Genomic DNA, 18,646 nt, shown 5'->3' with positions numbered 1-18,646 from the left:
AAGCTTCTTGGTATTCCGATCCATGTATAAACTATGCCCCATTCGATCGCGAGGTGTTTCTACATAAAAAGGAATGTGATCTCCTACTCCCATCTTACCTCTCCTTACTCTTGTTATTCCTTTTTCTTACGTCCGCGCCAGATAAACGATGTATAATTGGCATCGCACCATTTTTCCAAATGCTTCCTTGCCTCGGCACGATCTCCTTTGCGAATCTTCCAGACTAGCGGACGCGTTGGATCTCCCAACGTGCTGACAGAAAATCTATTCCTGCGCCGCTTCATATCAATGTAGACAACAGAACGGCCAGATACCTTTAATTTACCGAGCATAAGCTTATCCGCCCAGATCTGAACGTCCATCCAGCACCATTTTCCCAAAAAGATGCCGAGTACAATCAATCCAATTGCTATCCCCATACACCACATAGCAGCTTCGACGTTCGTTAATCTCACCAGGATACCAAAAAGGAACAGCAGCAATCCAGCCCCTACCGCTATATTCTGTAAAGCGGTAAGCTTGGCGCGAAATTGATAGATTTTTTCTGTTTGAAGCCGCTCCTCTTCTGCCTGTTTCCATTGGGTAAATGTCTGTTGATATGTTTCTTTAATTATGGGCTGACTCCCCAACTGATCCTTGCTTCGCGCTAGACGACGTTCTCTGATCATCTTTTTTAGTTTCGATTGATGTATCCGATATCCAAGAAACCATACCAAGAGAAGAACTCCTGTCCAGATCAACTGACCTCTGGAAAATACGCCTGTCGCAGTCAGTATCAAAGCAACAGGAAAAATCCCCCACCATAACAAGCGAAACACTGACTGGACGAAACGATACCAACGATCAGAAACAAGGGGCGCATGCTGGTTGTTAGGTTCCATACGCCCCAGCTGAAACTGACAGGTAATCCAGTCATCTATATCGGTAATCAACGGTTTATTCACTGCGATACTTTCTGCGAATAACTGGTGCAAGGCATTCGCTTCTTCATACAACTGACGTAACCCTGTCCCCGTCATCGTCCGTTCTACTATATTTTTCCCCAGCAAAAATTCCCGAAACGTAAATAAAAGGGACATGCGCTGCTGATAAACCTGCCAAAACGCATCCCATGCATGTTGAAAAGCTTGAAAATCAGCTACATACCAATGATCAAGCTTGGTTAGATACTCCTTTTGGATCGACAAGTCCTCTAATAAGGCGGCAATCCGCTCCTGATCACGTTGCAGCTCGTTAATATCGACTCCATATTCTGATTGAAACTTCAAACGAGTCATTTCCCCACTATCTCCATCCATCCAATGGGTGTTATCTGATTTTCTTTCATTGGTCGCCGACTTGACTAAGCGATCCTTAAGCTTTTCTAAATAAATAGTTGACTGCAGCATCGATACATAGGTATACATCGTCTCCGCCGTTTGGTGATCTGCACGCTTTCCGGTATGATCCAACACATCAAAATGAGAAAAAACGGGGGCATGCAGCTCTTTCTGACCCACGGTGACATACATCTTTCCCTTCACCATCAACGAAATCGATGGCCGGTGCCGCATATTCACGGAAATAAGGACGTATATTGGGCTTTTTTGCGATGACAGTCATTGTTTCTCACCTCTGTTTATGTAGGTATCCATTGGTTTGATATTCCCTTCTTTATCATCATTAAAGCTAATGATAGGACAAAGGATATGGTATCATGATACAGCACTTTATGGAAAATATTCTAATCGTCAAAAGGAATGCCTTGGGGAAACGACGAAGTGTGACTATCATTGTCACCTTGTGGATTGGGATTGCGGAGAGTTTTTTGATTCTTAGTCCAGTAGATTCTTACGGGACCCGGGAGCGCGATTTGCTCTCTCCAGTCCACGAGATCCATTCTTATGGACTGTAGAACGCGATTTGCTCTTTTTCAGTCCGCGAGATCCGTTCTTATGGACTGTGGAACGCGATTGGCTTTTTTCAGTCCGCGAGATTCATTCTTACGGACCCTGGAACGTGTTTTGCTTTCCTCAGTCCGCGAGATCGGTTTCTTATGTACGAGGCAGCGTATTTTTGTTTCTGAGATTACAACTCCCAAATTTCGGTTATATAAAGAATAAGTAATCCAAAAAAGGAGGGCACCCATATGCCTTGGAATACACAAGACTATCCTGATTCATTTAAAAACCTAGAGACCGAGGTAAGGAAAAAAGCAATCGATATTGCCAATGCCATGATCGAAGACGGCTACAAAGAAGGACAAGCGATCCCGATTGCAACAGAACAAGCAAAAAAATGGTACGATAACGCCTCCGAGCACGAGCGCAACCAAGTTTTACAAATGAGTGATCAAGAGCTAGAAGAGACAGACGAGGATCGGCCAAGCAGTCGACCGGAACTATTAGAAAAAGGCGAGCATGTCCTTCCCCATTCCGATGGCTGGGCAGTCAAGGCACAAGACGCCAAGCAAGCCTCAGATGTATTATCAACAAAAGATGAGGCAATCCAGCGTGCTGAAGAAATTGCAAACAATAAACAAACGGCAGTGATCATTCATCGTAAAGACGGAACGATTGAGCGACGAATCGATAAGCAAAACTAACTACCAACGAAACAACTGTAATATCCTATGTGGCACTTGATTGGCTTGAGCTAATATATAGCCTGAGCCACTTGTGCTAAGACGATTTAGCATAGACCTAAGCCGTGACCGCTCTGTTGAAAGCTTTCCTAACACGTTGCCTAGTGTATTAATAGGCTTAACAGGATAGATGTAATGAAATGAAACAAAATGATATCGTTAATCGTATAAATATTAAAATGATTATACTCTACAAATAAAGTACGCCTACCTAATCGATCAGGTGTAACCATCATTTTATCACAGTGTAACTAGCTGTAAGACTCTCAATGCGAAATTTGAATAAACTTGAAATTTTCGAAAATGAAATAACCATTAACTATTTTATTCGTTTAACTAACATGCAGTGAAATTAAAAGAAATTTCCACTGCTTAAACCTTTACTTTATTGTATACCATTCACCAAGAAAGGAATGATCATTTGTCCACAAGCAAACGTTTAGGCATGGATGATACTAGCGGGTTTGATTTTGCCCAAGAGATGCTGAATGGCGATGTAACCGCCGCAATTAACTTTGATAGGATTCAGCAAAAACGAGATGGAACGTATATCATTTTCGAATATTTACTCTGTGAAGAATCGCAAACGGTAAACCCGCATACCAGCCATCCCAATCGCTATATGCACAAAAACAAGAAAAAGTTCACCAGCCTTTGGAGCGTGACACAGGATTTGAACGCCATCTTGTATCTTGTCAATTATGCCAAAAAAGGAACCAGGCATGAGGATAAGGTGTTGCTAATGAAGGTAACAAATATTACGGAGAATCGTGTGGAGACAGAGGATTATCCGCTTACTCGGGCAAGATTTCAAGCGTGGTTTCGCAAGCAAAATGCAGTTTGTTTGTGACTGTAATGGAGTACTTTTATAGTGGAAAGACTACAGGTGAAAGGTGTTTTGCGTTATGAACCTGTAGTCTATGTTCTACTCAATTCACACCTTTACGACGATGAATCAGGCCATCATTGAAAAGTGCGTATCCCATTAAGGTATTTTCCAACACATTTGTCTGGAGTAACTTATGAATGCCTTGTATGATGTCATCTTCAGAAAATCGATTTGCCTTATCTTTCGACCATTGCTTAAACTCATAAATTATTTCTTCCCGTGATAATTCTTCCTTTTCCAATAATAGATAGGTAATCGTTGATAGACACTCTAACTCATGGTTTTGTTTGATTGTATTTACAAATTGAGCTGCCTTTTCAACAAACGGATCTAGCTCCGTCAATTTTGTATTCACTTTGTCACTAACGATTTTACTACAGAGAATACGATATGCTTCCTCCGTACTATTTACATCATGGTATGTCTGAAATGCCTTGATTTCTCTGCTGATAATAGCGATCGAATTATCATATGGCCCGTATTTGTGTCTAGTAAAGTGGAAATAGTTCTTCCCAGAGAAAACATCTGTAAAGAAGGCAGTTTTTTGGAGTCTTAGTGTATCAAACGTATCGAGATGATGTTTCATACTCATTAGTACAAGGGATGACAAACTTAGCTTGGGTTCTGCTTTTGGTTGAGAGACATAATGTTGAGAAGGTTCGTAAATATAGATTTGGCGATTGTCGTCGACATTATTTAGCTTTGCATGAATAACTTGCTTTACTTCACTCCAGACTAGCCCGCCATTACCTGCTCCTAATGGAGGTATGGCAATCGTTTGAATATCTAATTCTTCCATCAATAGCAGAAGTTGATCTAAGCCTTTCTCGATATATTCCATTTTCGATTTTGCTCTCCATTTATTTTTAGTCGGAAAATTTATGATCAACTTACCATCTTCCTCGAAATAATGGAGTTTCCCTATCTGTAAATCACCGGACTTACATGCCTTCACATAATCTTTATAGTTTTCTGGGAAACTTAATTTAAATTGATAAGCAATACCCTTTCCCATGTATCCTTCACAATTCACAGTATTAACCAAAACCTCGGCTTCTGATTTGAGTAAATCACCTGTTGTGTAGACTATCATTTATTCACCTCCAAAGATGTATATGCTTCTATTAATACCACAGACTCCTATTTATTTGGATCTGATCCCATTTGTTTGTAGTATATTTTAAATAATGGAGTGACTAGTTTGACAGCATTTTATACATTATCGATTATCATCATCATATCAAAACATACATATAGTTACAAATACCCAATTTGATTATTCCGGGTGGTTTTGAGCCATGAATATGAAGTGATTGAGCCATCGATTTGGACAAATTGAGCCACTCGGTGATCGGTGAAACGATATGGTTGGCCAGAGTAATTGGCCAACCTGAAGAAGATGTTATCTGGAACGCATGGATTTATCCCCTTGAATAGGAATGATCTTCGATTTGGCTAATGCTCGGTCAAGTATGGCATCTGCCAAAGCACCACTACCTAGACGCTGATGCCAGCCATCAATGCTGAATTGGGAACAGAATATGGTCGCATGTTGACGATAGCGACGTTCTAAAATCTCTAATAGATCCTGTTGGGACTGACTAGTCGCAGGAATTAATAACCATTCATCCAAAATCAATAGTTCACAGTTCTCTAGTTGCTTTAAAATCTTTTTATAAGTGCCTTGTGCACGTGCCAACTCTAGCTCTGTGAAGAGATCGGGCAAACGATAATATCTAACTTTAAGAGCTGATTGACACGCATTATTTCCTAATGCACAAGCGATGTAGCTTTTTCCAGAGCCTGTAGCTCCGACCAATACAATATTCTTCGGCTCGAAAATATACTTGTTGTCCGCAAGGTTTAAGAATACTTCTCGATTTAGTCCGCGGTCACTATAATATTTAATCCCTTCCACATGCGCTTGAGTATCTGATAGATTGGCGTTCTTTGTTAAACGTGTGATTTTATCCGACAGCCGTTGATCTGACTCGGCATCGATGAGTAAGGTTAAACGCTCCTCAAAACCCCATTCACTAATATCTGCTTGATGGCATTGATCTTTGTATGTTTCCGCCATGCCAAATAATCGCATGGACATCATTTTTTCATACGTATGCTGATTCATCGTTTATCCCCTCCATTATAATAAGTACTGCCTCTAAGATAAGCATGTGTTTGGTCGTTGGGACTGCTTTCTGATTGTTTTAATTCTATTTGTTTTATTTGATTTGATTCCAGGATTAATTTAATATTTCTATAGCGGGGTGCGTGAATAATAGATAGTGCTTTGGTACACGCTGCTTCTAATTGATCGGGAGAATAGGTATCCGATAATTTTAGAATGGATAAGCAGCCATTATATGCTTGTTGTTCTACCTTATAAGCTGCGAGTAAACGTTCAATGACGGTTCGCGTATCCTCGCCTACTTGTTTCGCCCAACGAATAAAGCGATCTCCATTCCATTCACTCGCTTGCCGATGGTTGTTCGGCATATGGTCTTCCATTGTTGCGTACTGTCCAGGATGTCCATGTTTCCGACGATGGGAACAGATGCGGGTGTGTTGATAATATATCTCGATCAAACGGTGTGTGACACGTACATCCACTTTGAACTTAATATATTGGTAAGGGACAGAATAATACATTTTATCCACAGCGATATGATAATTATATTGGACCGTTGCTTTTTTCCATATACCATACTCATAGCGATCTCTCGGTAAGGATTGAAGGAATGGTTTTTCTTCTGTTAAGAACACCTCCATTCGAGACCCCTTTCTTTTTTGAAATCCTTTCTCATTAAAACGATCTAACAAGGGGCGGACAGCTTCATTAGCTTCAAATACACTATGGAAAACTTCATGACGCAACGTAGCGATAATTTGTGTGCTGATTTTCCCCACCGTACTCTCGACACTTGCTTTTCCTTTTGGTGTTCGTGGTTTCGCTGGAACAATTGCCGTATCATAGTAGTCCGCAAGTTCACGATAATTCGCATTTAATATGACATCTCCATGTTTCGGATGTTTAATCACACCCGTTTTTAAATTATCGCAAATGGTCAACGGAGTGCACCCACCGAAGAAGTGGAACATATTCACATGGGCAGTAATCCAATTCTCTTGTTTCATATTTTCTGTCACTTCAACATAGCTGTATTGGCTATAAGGTAAAGTGCCTACGAATAAATAGCCTTTACGGACATCTCTTGTATGTGGATCTACAATTGAAATTGTCTGCCCCGCCCAGTCCACCTCTATTTTTTCACCAGGCTGATGTTGGAAATACATCGTTGCTTTGGACTGTTCCAGATGGCGGTTAAAGCGCACGCAAAACTGCGAATACTGAAGTGGAATCTGTTCCGCCGCGAGGGTGTTTCGAACATACTCCTCCCATAGTAGTTTCTTTGTCACACCGGGTTTTCTCAACTCTTGACTCAGCGTTTCATAGTCCGGCTTGAGTTGAAAATCTGTTTTCTCTGGTTGTGGGAACAATAAGTCTCTAATCTCTGATTCAGATTTTGACTTCACCTGTCCCCAATCGACATGGCGAACTTTTGCTTCTCGAATAACTTTTGAAACCGTATTTCGTGAGACGCCCATGACACTGGCTGTTTGCCGTTGAGACAAACCGGCTTTTTGATAACGTAAAATCTCTTTGTACTTCTCCATCAAACAAACTCCTTCCGTAAAATAATTTGTAGAAAATGCTACATTATTATTATACAAAAGGAGCTGGCTCACTTGGACCATATTGGTGGCTCCATGTTAACAAATCGCTGGCTCACTAAAAATACAAAAAGATGGCTTCGCCACATAAGAATAATCACAATTCAGGTATTCATTTCGATTGAACATAAATAGCTATGATTATTATGCGAATAATCACGTTATTTCATCAAATCATCTTTTCTAAATTTCCATTCCTTTAGTTCTTGTAAACTACATTATTTCCTATATAATAATATTATTAGTTCTTTAAGATCATAAATAGAGGAGATATTACAAATGGGGATTCTTAGTAGTGTTGCGAAAGGTATAACAAAGATATCCAGGAAAGTCACTAGCTTTGAAGTAGTAAAAAATATAGCTCCAAACGAAGTTGGCGTGTATATCATGAGTTTAAATGGCAAAGTCATGTATGTCGGTCGCGCAATTGAAAATAGACAAAATCAAACACCAAAGGGCTTAAGGAAAAGACTACAGGAACATTGGCGAGGGGCAGCGAATGGCAAACCTGAATTATTTAGTTATAGAGATCAGCTGACTGTATCTCTGAAAGTATGTAAAACCGTTGAAGACGCTAAACAACTTGAATCACGATTAATTAGACAACATGACACAGTTGAAAATGGTTGGAATCTTCGTTATGAAAGTTAAGGAGTTTTGCATACATTAATGTAGAAAATCCAGTTGAGCAGGACTACAGCATAACATTCACTAGATTAAAGTTGTAGTCCTTCTATAAAAAAAATACTATATTTCCTCATAACTAATCACTAAAATGACTTCTCCTGCCTTACTCAACAAAACAAAAATGGCTCCATCTTTTCTGACCCTGAGACCATATCCTTCACTTTATATTGATTGTTGTTGACTTCGCTTTCACCAATAATAATAACCTGGCGGACCTTTTCTCTATTTGCCTTGTCCAACGCCTTACCTACCTTCTTATTGCCCATTTCAACCTCTACTGCATAGCCTTTGTTCCTTAGATAGCTCGCTACCAATAAAGATTCTTTTTGGCAACCTAACGGAATGATGTAAAAATCCAAACTAGTTTCTGTTATAGTTTCATTTGTAGCAGCCATTGCCGTATAAATAACATCCAGTCCAAAAGAAATTCCTACTGTGGAGAAGGCTTGATCGGTTCCAATCAGCCCGCCAATTGCATTATCATATCTGCCGCCACTCCCAATACTCGATTGAAGCAACGGATCAGTTAGAAACATTTCATACACCGTACCTGTATATATCTCTAATCCTCTTGCTAGAAACGGCTGGAAGACACATTGATCACCAACACCTACATATTTGAGATAAGATTCTAACTCTTTTAATTCTCGTAATCCTTCTGCGACTTGCTTATTTTGGCTAGCAAATGGCTCAAAATAACGAAAGTCAGTATTGTTTTCAGCCAGCAAAAACGTTCTAATAGAACGAACTGTCTCAGATGATAATCCCTCTTGCCTCAGTTCATCCAACACTGTTTCTACTCCGACTTTTTCAAGCTTATCCAATATTAATACCGTTCGATTGATATTCTCTTCTGCGACGCCAAATAGTGCCAACATACCGGTTAATAATTTTCTATTGTTATATTGAACCATTACCGATAAGTTCAGCTTCTGAAACGCATCTAAGGCCATTACCATCAATTCAGCTTCGGCCACTTGAGAATCGACGCCAACCATATCCACATCACATTGGGTGAATTCTCGAAATCTTCCAGTCTTGATTGGTCCATCCCGAAATACCTTGCCTATTTCATAACGTTTAAATGGCATTTTCAAGGTTGGATTCATGGCAGCCACTTTGGCAAAGGGAATCGTGAGATCGTACCGCAAAGCCAAATCTCGCTCTCCCCTGTCTGTTAGCCGGTACATCTCTTCCAATATCTCCGCTCCACCACCATACTTCGAAGCCATTAATTCCGTATAATTCAATATAGGGGTTTCCAACGGCTGACATCCATATTGGATAAAAACATCTTCCAGTGTCCTTCGAATATTCCTGCGCACCCTTTCTGCATCTGGTAAATAATCTTGTGTTCCCTTTACATTTTGATAGTTCATTTTTTTCATGTGAGTCTGCCTCCTATTGTTAATGTTCAACTGTCATCCGGCCCAAATCAGATAACTACTTGCTTCATTATCAATAACAAATCAGCCGTTCTTGGTAAGCGGGAAATAATATGACGCCATGACAAATAGCCCTGAAAGGAGTAAACTTTTTGTAAAGAAGCTCCATTAGGGCTATTATGCTCGTTTTATATGTTTTGAAAGTGGCTTCACCTTGGCTTGGATATAAGGACTCCATGGAAAATAGTTTTCCCATTGTTCCGAGTCTTGAAAAATATTAAGCTGGGGAAGTTCCGTAAATAAAACGGTTAAGTATTCAAACGGATCAATTCCATTTTCTTTAGCTGTTTGGATAACACTGTATCCAATGGTATTCGCATGAGCTCCAGCTACGCTGGTTGAAAAATACCAGTTTTTACGTCCGACGGTGACAGGCCGAATGGAACGTTCTGCGAGATTATTACTAATGAAAAGGCGTCCGTCTGTTAAAAAGCGTTGAAGGGAATCCCTTAACTTTTGTGTATAATCCACAGCTTTTTGTAAAGGACCTTTCATTGTAACGAGAGCGTCCAGCCATCCCCAAAACTCCTTCAGTAACGGCTTGCTTTCCAGCTGGCGTTGCTGCAGGCGTTCCTCTGGAGATAAATCTTTCCATTGCCTTTCCAGCTTGAAAAGCTGGTCACAGTAATGGACGCCGACGGCGCCTTGTCCATTTGAATCATTGGTCTCTAAAAACTTTCTCCGAACATGCGCCCAGCACGTTTGAAGTTGCACATCTTCTAATTTTTGATAGACGGAATATCCATCACAATGAAGAAGTCCTTGAAATCCTTTGAGAAAGGTTTCTGCTACTTCAAACCGGCGTGTCTCGGAAGAATGGTAGAGAATAATGGGATGTTTGGCAGCTTCCGCTGTTCGAAATAACCATATCCTCGCATCGGCTGTAGCTGACTTTTCGTCTGCCCGGCGTAAAATTTGATAGGTCGTTTCATCAGCGGAGAGCACAGGTTCTAGAAGTAATTTTTCTCTCATTTGTTGGTACAATGGCTCCAGCCATTCTTCGGAACTTCGAATCGCCCAGTTTGCCAACGTTCGCCGGGAAACCTTCAACCCATATCTTGCCCATTCTTTTTCCTGACGATGATAAGGAATACTCATCTCCAGCTTTTGATAGAGATTACAGGCTAACACGCTCGGTCCAGCTAAACTTTTAGCTATGGCTGGTTCCGGTGCTTTTTGTCGGAGAATGTGATTCTGACCGGTTTTCTTACAGGCTAAGCATTCATAAGCATGTTCATAATGTACATGTTTTACTAAATGAGCTGGGATAAACTCTAACTCCGTTCGAGCTTCTCGCTTCCCAAGATGTTTTAATGGGCTGGCGCAGCACGAACAGACCTGGCTATCGGACGGAAGAGTGTGCTCTTCCACCACGATAGGCAAGTCTCTTGTGATATCGGCCCGCTGCCCTTGATATTTTTTTCGCTGATAAGAGATGGTCTCTATTTCAACGGCTTTGTCTGCAGGTTGCTCTGCCTCGCTAAAAGGGGGATTATTGTCTTCTTCGAAGAAGGAGAGTTGACCTTGAGAATTCTTTTCGGATGATGTTCCAAATAGTCGACGATTCATATTGGTCAGCTGGTTAATCAGCTGTTCAATTTGTTTTGCTTGTTTTTCATTTTGAATTGTCAAATGTTCGATTTGTTTCATCAGCTTCTTTTCCAATTCTGTCAACGTATTCACCCCCTGTGTCCAAATAATTTCTTTTATCGTACCACACTTTATCAAAAAGGGAAGAAAAAATTTAAAAAACAATTTCTCTCCCCCATGATTAAGTGAGGACACCTAATTTGGCAGGTTGAATTTTTTGTTTTTGATAGATGGAAAAACCGTCAAACAGCCACTCGATTTGTTTTGGTGTCAGTTTTTCAACGTCGGTTTGCGAACGCGGCCAAGTTAACTTTCCCTGATCGTATCGCTTATAAAGCAAATAAAAACCTTCTCCATCAAACCAGAGAGCTTTAAATCGATCCGTTCTTCTCCCGCAGAATAAGAAAACAGATTCATCTAAAATATCTAATTGAAATTGACTGGTGATTACGGAAGCCAGACCATCAATGCCTTTGCGAAGATCTGTATAGCCACAGACTAAATAACAATTTTTCATCTGGGAGAAGTCAACGAGCATGACGGCACACCTCCTTTATCAAGGCTACTGCCAAAGATTCCTGACAACCTTCAAAGATTGTTAGCTGTAGAGAATGACAAGAAACTTCCGCTACTGGATTTACAGGCGTAGAGGAAGATGGTGCTGGAATCGTTACGGGAACAATCGGGTTTTCCTTCATGAAAAAACTACCTCCTGTTACTTGTTAAATCCAAGTATAGAGGTAGTTCCGTTATAATAGAATGCGGTCTATTATTTCCCGCTTACCGTTCTTGGGACGAATTTTTCTTACAAACAAAAAAATCGCACTTGAATTAAGTGTTAACATTAATTCAAATACGATTTCACGAAAACTAGCCTTCCTATTTCGATTTTTTTTTTTCATAATCGATTAGCAAGGCTAGCAGATAGGATGATGTAATTGTGAGAAAAAGTTGGCTAAACGCATATTACTCACCTCTGATTACGAATAACTATAGCATATTAGATGATGGTTTTCAATTGGTTATTGTGGAGATGATTCTTAGATAATCAAACAAAAACAAACTGCTTAACATTTTGCATAACCAGCTGAATATACTCCCCAGAAACCTGCTCATGCTTTGGACTTGGATTTAAGTATCTGCATTCTCCATTTGAAAAAGTCTTGCTTACTTTCCGCCTTCAGCACGTTTTAATCAAGCAAACGTTATTTCTCTGCTGTTATATCTTTCTTTATGTGAACAGTTTAATCCTTTATCTATTCCTTTTTAGCAATAGCGATAAAGTTAAGCAGCACTGTATAGTAAAAGATTTCGCAATTGTATAGAAAGCTTACGGAGTCAAATTAGTTCCCATCTTAACGGTGTTCCTTTTTGCACTGATTGGTTCACTTGCTTCCCTAACACAATATCAAAATATTTAGGCGCTAATCCAAATCCAGGTCTTACTATTTTTATATTATTTTCAGTTATTATATCTCCAGCATACATATCTTTCGAGATATAAATTGATCGTCTGCGAGATCTTGATTGTTCTTCTTTATCCGATGTACCATATGACACTTTACCTATTGAATCCGCAGTTCTGTTTGCCTCTTCTACTAATTGTTTCATTTCATATGGTTCCAAAGAGAACTCAGCATCAACACCACCATTCGCTCTAGATAATGTGAAATGTTTTTCTATCACCTGTCCGCCAAGTGCTACGCTAGCAATCGAAACACCAATTCCTAATGTGTGATCAGAAATTCCGACTGTACAATTAAATAGTTGTTTTAAATGCGGGATTGTACTAATATTAGATTCAGAAGGTGACGCTGGATATGTACTTGTACACTTTAATAGAACTAATTCTTCACAGCCATTTTCTCTTGCGACTCTCACTGCTTCATCTATTTCTGAAATAGTTGCCATACCAGTGGAAATAATCATAGGTTTTCCGGTTGAGGCAACTTTTTTTATTAGTGGTAAATGTATATTTTCAAAAGACGCAATTTTATAAAATGGCACATCTAACTTCTCAAGAAAATCTACTGCGTTCTCATCAAATGGTGAACTAAATGCTATTAATCCTAATTCATGGCATCTTTGAAAAATTGGCTTATGCCATTCCCAAGGTGTATATGCCTCTTTATAAAGATCATAGAGATGTTTTCCATTCCATAAATTCTCCTCGTCTTGTATCATAAACTCAGGCCTATCCACATCAAGTGTCATACTATCTGCAGTATAAGTTTGTAACTTCAATGCATCTACTCCTGCCTTTGCTGCTGCTTCAACTATGTCTAAAGCTCGTGCGAGAGAATGATTATGATTTCCTGACATTTCTGCTATTATAAATGGCTTCTCAGAAAATAAACTATTTTGCAAATTTAACACCTTCCTATTATGATTCTAAAATATTATTAATTATTTTTGATACTTTTGTAGCACCTTGAGAATTTAAATGATGTACATCAAAAAAATCATCATTAGTAAATTCATTGGAAGAGAACAAATCCACCACGCTTATATTATAATTGAATTTAAATTTATTTATAATCTCCTTAAACTCTCCTATCATTTTAGGATTAAAATGTTCTCGGTATTCACACGCTTGTGGATGAATAATAAAAATTGGTTTTATACCTTTTTCTAATAATAATCTAATATAAGAATCGAGATACTTTTTATTTTCTTCTAGAGTCTTCAAATATTTTTTTCCAGAATGAACCCTAGCTAGATCCCTGCGCTCAATCTCAAAATTCCTGTAATTTTTATCATTTTGTTCTAAAAAATCAAATTTATCTAAAAATGTCTTCTCAAACACTCCATTTAAAAAGTTGAAATTTCGAGGATGTTGCATTTTCTCTTCATTCGGTTTCACAAATTCATCATATTTTTGTTGATTTACTTGCTTTTGAATATCCTTGATAACAGCATATCTTGTTACCAAGTGTCTCTCTTTTGATTGAGATAAATCAAAATGAAAACTAAAATAGGCTAATCCGATTAATGCATATTTTATATTTAATTTATAACTTTCTAAAATATACTTCGCTAAACAGTAATCATAAAAAATATCTTGACTGTTAAATGCTAGATTTATAGATTTTAAATTTAACAACTTACTATCAATCCCATATCTAGCATAAGACATTCCTGTAATAAGCATATCAGTATCGTTCTTTATTTCAGAAAACTTTAATTTCAACTCATTATAACGAATCTCTTGATATATATTAATAATCTTATTTGTTTGAATCCCCATCTCCAAAAGTTGAGATAGTATCTCAGTGAAATATATACTACATATGATGATATAATCAAATTCTTTATCACACAAAACAGAAGGATGCCAAATTGGCCTTCCAAATATAACTCCTCCCTGTTTTTCTACATTATTATCTACATATCCTATTATGTTATTATCCTTCTCGTTAATGAGTGACTGAATTTTCTCACTACTACTGCCAGTACCAAATAAGATCAATTTATGCTTCAAAATCATTGAACCTCACTTATATGTATTTTACACTTAATATCTCTTATGAAATCATTGCAATTTTTTTCTGCTTCTTCTACTGTTTCCCCTTTACACATAACAAAACCGTAAACATTAACCCCAGAAATTAATGTTTCTATCTGCATACCTTTTTTTATTTTGACTTCGTAATCTACAATATTATACCTAGATAATAATGACTTAAAGTCTTTTATTGTTTCAACTTCTCCATTTCGTTCGAAATATAACATTTCAACTGCAACTGGCACGTCCACTTTGTTTTCTACTTTAACTCGTATTCCTGTACTCAATTTGATTGCGCTCTCGATAATGTCAATACCCGAGTGAAACTTTACTAACTCTGGTAATTTCGTTGCACCAATTCTTGCACCAATTTCTATGATATATGGTCTATCATTTTTATCTATTATAATATCAATATTACTTGGTCCATTGACTACCCCTAATGCTTTCAAAGCTTTCGCACATTCTTCTTCAATTTTATTTAATACTAGCGTTTTTTCGTAAGATGGAAAAGAGTGGCCAACTGGTACCATATTGGAAGATACTGTATCGTTATGTATAAAGCAATACACCATTTCTCCATCTATAGAGAAACATTGTGCTCCAACTTCAATTCCAGAAATATATTCTTCCACCACAACTTTCCTATTTCTAGAGTATTGCATTGCATTTTGAATTGCTGTTCTTAATTCTAATTCGTCATTTATTCGAGTCACCCCTCTGCTTCCCGAACTATCAGACGGTTTGACAATAACAATGTTAGTGTCTATGAATTGTTTAATTTTCAATAAAAAAAGTGATAAATCTTGATTTTCTTCATAAATAAAAAAGTTTGGAGATGTTATTCCATTAGTTTTGAATTCATCCCGCATTAGCGCCTTATCTGTTACTTTTTCTGCTATTCCAATACCTTGGTTAGACAATTCTAGAGTTTCATTGATATAACAAGAAGTAGGCACAGCTATATCACTTGAAATAGTCATTGAACCACACACATTATATTTTTTTGCTACTTTTAAAGCATTTTCCAAGTCAGTTGTATCCACACACTCTGCATAATCTGCAAATTCAAAACCTACTGCATTTGGATTTTGATCAATAACTAGAGTTTTCAAACCTAGTCGTTTTGCTGTTTTGATTGCTGGTACTTGCCCATAACTTCCACCTAAAATCATATACGTTCGTTCCATTATTCTCACCTCACTTTATCTTAATTATTTCTTGTAGTAACCTTTCGTTACCTTTACCATCAATCAAACGCTGACCATTCACACTCATTTTGCTTCTTAGCTCCTTACTTTTAAGCTTCTCGATATTACTTATAATTAATTGTTCTCCTACATTTAGAGCATTACCAAGGTATAAACAAGTATTATATTTATCAGCAAAAACTTTGGATGACTTTTGATTTGAGGCAGTTGACATTACTATACTTGGTAGTCCCATATACGCCATCTCGAATAATGTTGTTCCCCCAGCAGTAACCGCTATATCTGCACTATGCATAAAGTCCGCCATATTACTCACATCTCGATGAATCTTAAAATCATATTTAACTGAATGCATGATTTTATTCAATTCAATATCATGTTTATAAGTAGCTCCAATAATGAAATGAACTTTCACGTCTTTGTTGAAGACTCTATTTAAAACCTCTATCATTTTTAGTGTTATATTTTGAGGATCTGCTCCACCGAATGTTATCAATACTTCTTTAATATCGTCTCTAATTATCGGAATATGATCTCCATATTTAACAAATTCTTCACGAATTGCATTATATTTTGAGCCTAGCAATAATTTAGTATAGGGTTCTTTATTTGAGTAAGATATCTGCTTAGAGATCAAACTTCTGTTTAACACTATATCTGCATAATAGTGATCAAGATGACCAAAGTCATCCATAAATAATAATTTTAAATGATGTTCTTTAATTATTTTTTGATAGGCACTTTTGAAATAATAACCATCTATGATTAAGAAATTAGCATGTTTCTTTTGTGCCATTTGTACTGTTTGAAGTGCATCTATAGCACTTCCTGGTAAACAGCTTTTTAAATATATCACATCAAAATTTTCATTTTTTAACCTGCGTTCTAAATTATTTGGTAATTGATTTGAAATGAAAAAAACCTCGCCACCCTCTTTTTTCCATGATTGAGCCAGTGGTATGTTTCGCATGATATGGCCTATGCCAATAACGTCAGAAGCATCAGCTCGTACAAATAAGATATGATTATTTAAATTCATTATTTATTCATTCTTTCTTAAGTTTTTTTCTGTTCAACATGATCATTGATTTTTATCCAATCTGGATGCGAATTTAATACATGTAAAATGTCCTCCATTTGAAAAGCTGGTTTGTTTGGGTACAATGTTTCTATAATTTTTTTCACTAAATTGAAATCTTCTTTTGTGTCCACTGTCCAACGATGACAACTCTCATTTTTATCATTAAAAATGTTTAGAAGCTTATACTCATTTGGTCTATTATACAAATATCTTGTTACATGCTCTCTATCCAATTCAGCTTTTGCTTTATGGTGTATTTCTTCCAAACTTGAGTATGTTACTAAAGAAACATCTAAACCACGCGGATAAGTTCTCTCTATAGTATTTGACACATAGTCATAATTTGGATTATCAAGATATCCATTAACTACCCTATCTACTACATAAGGTTCAATAAGTGGACAATCGGATGTTAACCTTACAATAACATCCGCCTGATAATAAGAGGCTGCTTCATAATATCTTGACAACACGTCTCCTTCTGCCCCCCTGTAATATGCGATGTCTAATACTTTACAAAATTCAATTATTATATCATCCATAGCTTTTGTTGTTGTAGCTATAACAATTTGATCTATGGTTTGACATCTTTTTAATCGTTCCACTTGAAACTCCAGTAATGGCTTATCTAAAATTCTTTTTAATACTTTTCCAGGTAATCTAGTTGAACCCATTCTTGCTTGAATTATTGCCACGATCCTCATTTGACTACACCTACTTCGAAAAATCGCTTATTATTTTCTTTATCTTACTTATTATATAATTAATATCCGCTCTACTCATAGCAGGAAATAATGGCATAGATATCATTTCTTGATACAATTTCTCTGTATTAAGAAAACCAGTTTTTGCATATCCTAGTTTTTTATAATAGGGAAATTGATAAATAGGTATGTAATGTACATTAACACCAATATTTTCTACCAATAAAGCTTCATAGATTTGTTTTTTTACACCATTTAATAGTTCTGTATTTAAACGAATTACATATAAGTGCCAACTTGACTCAACTTGATCCTTTTGATATGGGATAGTGAGCTGTGGTAAATCTTTGAAAGCCTCATTATATAGTTCAGCATATTTTCTTCTTTGCTTTATGAAATATTCGATTTTTTCCAACTGACTAATCCCTAAAGCTGCCTGAATATCCGTCATTCTATAATTATAACCTAAAAACTGCATTTCATAATACCACGGTCCATGATCTTCCTTCATTTTAGAACGGTCACGAGTGATTCCATGTGAGCGGAATGCTATGAGTTTCTCATAATATGCTTTATTATTGGTCGTAATAACCCCGCCTTCTCCAGTTGTAATATGTTTAACTGGATGAAAACTAAACATGGTCATATCACTAATTGATCCTATCTTCTGCCCGCGATAAGTGGCACCAAGTGCATGAGCAGCATCCTCAATGACAATAAGGTTATGACGGCGAGCTATTTCAATAATCTCCTCTAATTCACATGGCTGTCCGGTAAAATCCACTGGTATAATCGCCTTTGTTTTATCAGTAATCTTCTTTTCAATTTCTAAGGGATTGATATTATACGTAACAGGGTCAATATCAGCAAAAATCGGTGTCCCCCCCTGATATAGAACACAGTTACTACTAGCTACAAATGTCATAGGGGTGGTAATCACTTCATCCCCTTCTGTAATACCAGCGGCAAAACAGGCACCATGTAATGCAGCTGTACCACTAGAAAAAGCGACAGCATACTTAGAATCAACATATGCAGCGATGGCTTCCTCAAATTGATTAATTGCTGGTCCCGTAGTTAGATAATCACTTCTTAACACATCAACCACTGCCTGGATGTCTTCTTCGTCTAATGATTGTTTTCCATACGGAATAAATGAATGATCACTCATGATGAACA

Annotated in this window: 17 protein-coding genes; 3 read left to right on the top strand and 14 right to left on the bottom strand. The window is 37.5% G+C overall.

Annotation, left to right across the window (positions count from 1 at the left end; translation table 11 throughout):
- Positions 1–113 precede the first annotated feature (113 nt).
- Positions 114–1,559: a hypothetical protein gene (locus E0E32_RS10050; RefSeq protein ID WP_207302284.1), complete on the bottom strand. Its 1,446-nt coding sequence runs from the start codon at positions 1,557–1,559 to the stop codon at positions 114–116.
- A 569-nt stretch (positions 1,560–2,128) separates the two neighbouring features.
- Between E0E32_RS10050 and E0E32_RS10045 the strand changes: the two genes are divergently transcribed.
- The gene (locus tag E0E32_RS10045) at positions 2,129–2,584 is read left to right on the top strand and encodes a DUF2188 domain-containing protein (protein WP_066192303.1); all 456 of its coding nucleotides are present in this window, start codon (positions 2,129–2,131) and stop codon (positions 2,582–2,584) included.
- A 460-nt stretch (positions 2,585–3,044) separates the two neighbouring features.
- Positions 3,045–3,473, top strand: a complete 429-nt coding sequence (locus E0E32_RS10040) for a hypothetical protein (RefSeq protein WP_066192301.1) — start codon at positions 3,045–3,047, stop codon at positions 3,471–3,473.
- Between the two features lie 79 nt (positions 3,474–3,552).
- On the opposite strand, the gene darG is transcribed toward E0E32_RS10040, so the two are convergent.
- The 3 genes from darG to istA form a co-directional block, all read right to left on the bottom strand.
- The gene (darG, locus tag E0E32_RS10035) at positions 3,553–4,605 is read right to left on the bottom strand and encodes a type II toxin-antitoxin system antitoxin DNA ADP-ribosyl glycohydrolase DarG (RefSeq protein WP_130859708.1); all 1,053 of its coding nucleotides are present in this window, start codon (positions 4,603–4,605) and stop codon (positions 3,553–3,555) included.
- Between the two features lie 309 nt (positions 4,606–4,914).
- Positions 4,915–5,640, bottom strand: a complete 726-nt coding sequence (istB, locus tag E0E32_RS10030; RefSeq protein WP_130859707.1) for an IS21-like element helper ATPase IstB — start codon at positions 5,638–5,640, stop codon at positions 4,915–4,917.
- Entirely contained in the window at positions 5,637–7,187 is a 1,551-nt protein-coding gene (istA, locus tag E0E32_RS10025; RefSeq protein ID WP_165445010.1) for an IS21 family transposase, read from the bottom strand. The genes istB and istA overlap by 4 nt, the downstream gene beginning before the upstream one ends.
- A 336-nt stretch (positions 7,188–7,523) precedes the next feature.
- Here istA and E0E32_RS10020 point away from each other — a divergent pair, with 336 nt between their 5' ends.
- A complete protein-coding gene (locus E0E32_RS10020; RefSeq protein WP_130859705.1) occupies positions 7,524–7,895 on the top strand; it encodes a GIY-YIG nuclease family protein in 372 nt (123 codons plus the stop codon).
- 143 nt (positions 7,896–8,038) lie between these two features.
- Here E0E32_RS10020 and E0E32_RS10015 read toward each other — a convergent pair whose 3' ends face one another.
- From E0E32_RS10015 to pseC, 10 genes are all read right to left on the bottom strand, one after another.
- Positions 8,039–9,319 carry a histidine--tRNA ligase gene (locus E0E32_RS10015; RefSeq protein WP_130859704.1) on the bottom strand — a complete coding sequence of 427 codons (1,281 nt, stop codon included), beginning with the start codon at positions 9,317–9,319 and terminating at the stop codon, positions 8,039–8,041.
- A gap of 174 nt (positions 9,320–9,493) precedes the next feature.
- The gene (gene tnpC, locus E0E32_RS10010) at positions 9,494–11,050 is read right to left on the bottom strand and encodes an IS66 family transposase (RefSeq protein WP_130859703.1); all 1,557 of its coding nucleotides are present in this window, start codon (positions 11,048–11,050) and stop codon (positions 9,494–9,496) included.
- 97 nt (positions 11,051–11,147) lie between these two features.
- Positions 11,148–11,504 carry an IS66 family insertion sequence element accessory protein TnpB gene (gene tnpB, locus E0E32_RS10005; protein WP_042528993.1) on the bottom strand — a complete coding sequence of 119 codons (357 nt, stop codon included), beginning with the start codon at positions 11,502–11,504 and terminating at the stop codon, positions 11,148–11,150.
- On the bottom strand, positions 11,494–11,664 hold the full coding sequence (locus tag E0E32_RS22195; RefSeq protein WP_165445009.1) for a hypothetical protein: 171 nt from the start codon (positions 11,662–11,664) through the stop codon (positions 11,494–11,496). Before E0E32_RS22195 ends, tnpB begins: the two co-directional genes overlap by 11 nt.
- Positions 11,665–12,304: 640 nt before the next feature.
- Positions 12,305–13,333 carry a pseudaminic acid synthase gene (pseI, locus tag E0E32_RS10000; RefSeq protein WP_286171863.1) on the bottom strand — a complete coding sequence of 343 codons (1,029 nt, stop codon included), beginning with the start codon at positions 13,331–13,333 and terminating at the stop codon, positions 12,305–12,307.
- Between the two features lie 16 nt (positions 13,334–13,349).
- Positions 13,350–14,447, bottom strand: a complete 1,098-nt coding sequence (locus tag E0E32_RS09995) for a nucleoside-diphosphate sugar epimerase/dehydratase (RefSeq protein ID WP_165445008.1) — start codon at positions 14,445–14,447, stop codon at positions 13,350–13,352.
- 2 nt (positions 14,448–14,449) lie between these two features.
- A complete protein-coding gene (locus E0E32_RS09990) occupies positions 14,450–15,661 on the bottom strand; it encodes an ATP-grasp domain-containing protein (protein ID WP_130859701.1) in 1,212 nt (403 codons plus the stop codon).
- Positions 15,662–15,671: 10 nt separating this feature from the next.
- Positions 15,672–16,721, bottom strand: coding sequence for a UDP-2,4-diacetamido-2,4,6-trideoxy-beta-L-altropyranose hydrolase (gene pseG, locus E0E32_RS09985; protein WP_130859700.1), 1,050 nt, complete (start codon positions 16,719–16,721; stop codon positions 15,672–15,674).
- Between the two features lie 17 nt (positions 16,722–16,738).
- On the bottom strand, positions 16,739–17,467 hold the full coding sequence (locus E0E32_RS09980; protein WP_130859699.1) for a cytidylyltransferase domain-containing protein: 729 nt from the start codon (positions 17,465–17,467) through the stop codon (positions 16,739–16,741).
- 10 nt (positions 17,468–17,477) lie between these two features.
- Complete coding sequence (gene pseC / locus E0E32_RS09975) at positions 17,478–18,638, bottom strand: UDP-4-amino-4,6-dideoxy-N-acetyl-beta-L-altrosamine transaminase (RefSeq protein ID WP_130859698.1); 1,161 nt, start codon at positions 18,636–18,638, stop codon at positions 17,478–17,480.
- Positions 18,639–18,646 lie beyond the last annotated feature (8 nt).

Source organism: Gracilibacillus phocaeensis (genome assembly GCF_900626275.1).
Classification (GTDB): Bacteria; Bacillota; Bacilli; order Bacillales; family Amphibacillaceae; genus Gracilibacillus; species Gracilibacillus timonensis.
This window is presented reverse-complemented; position numbering and strand designations above follow the sequence as displayed.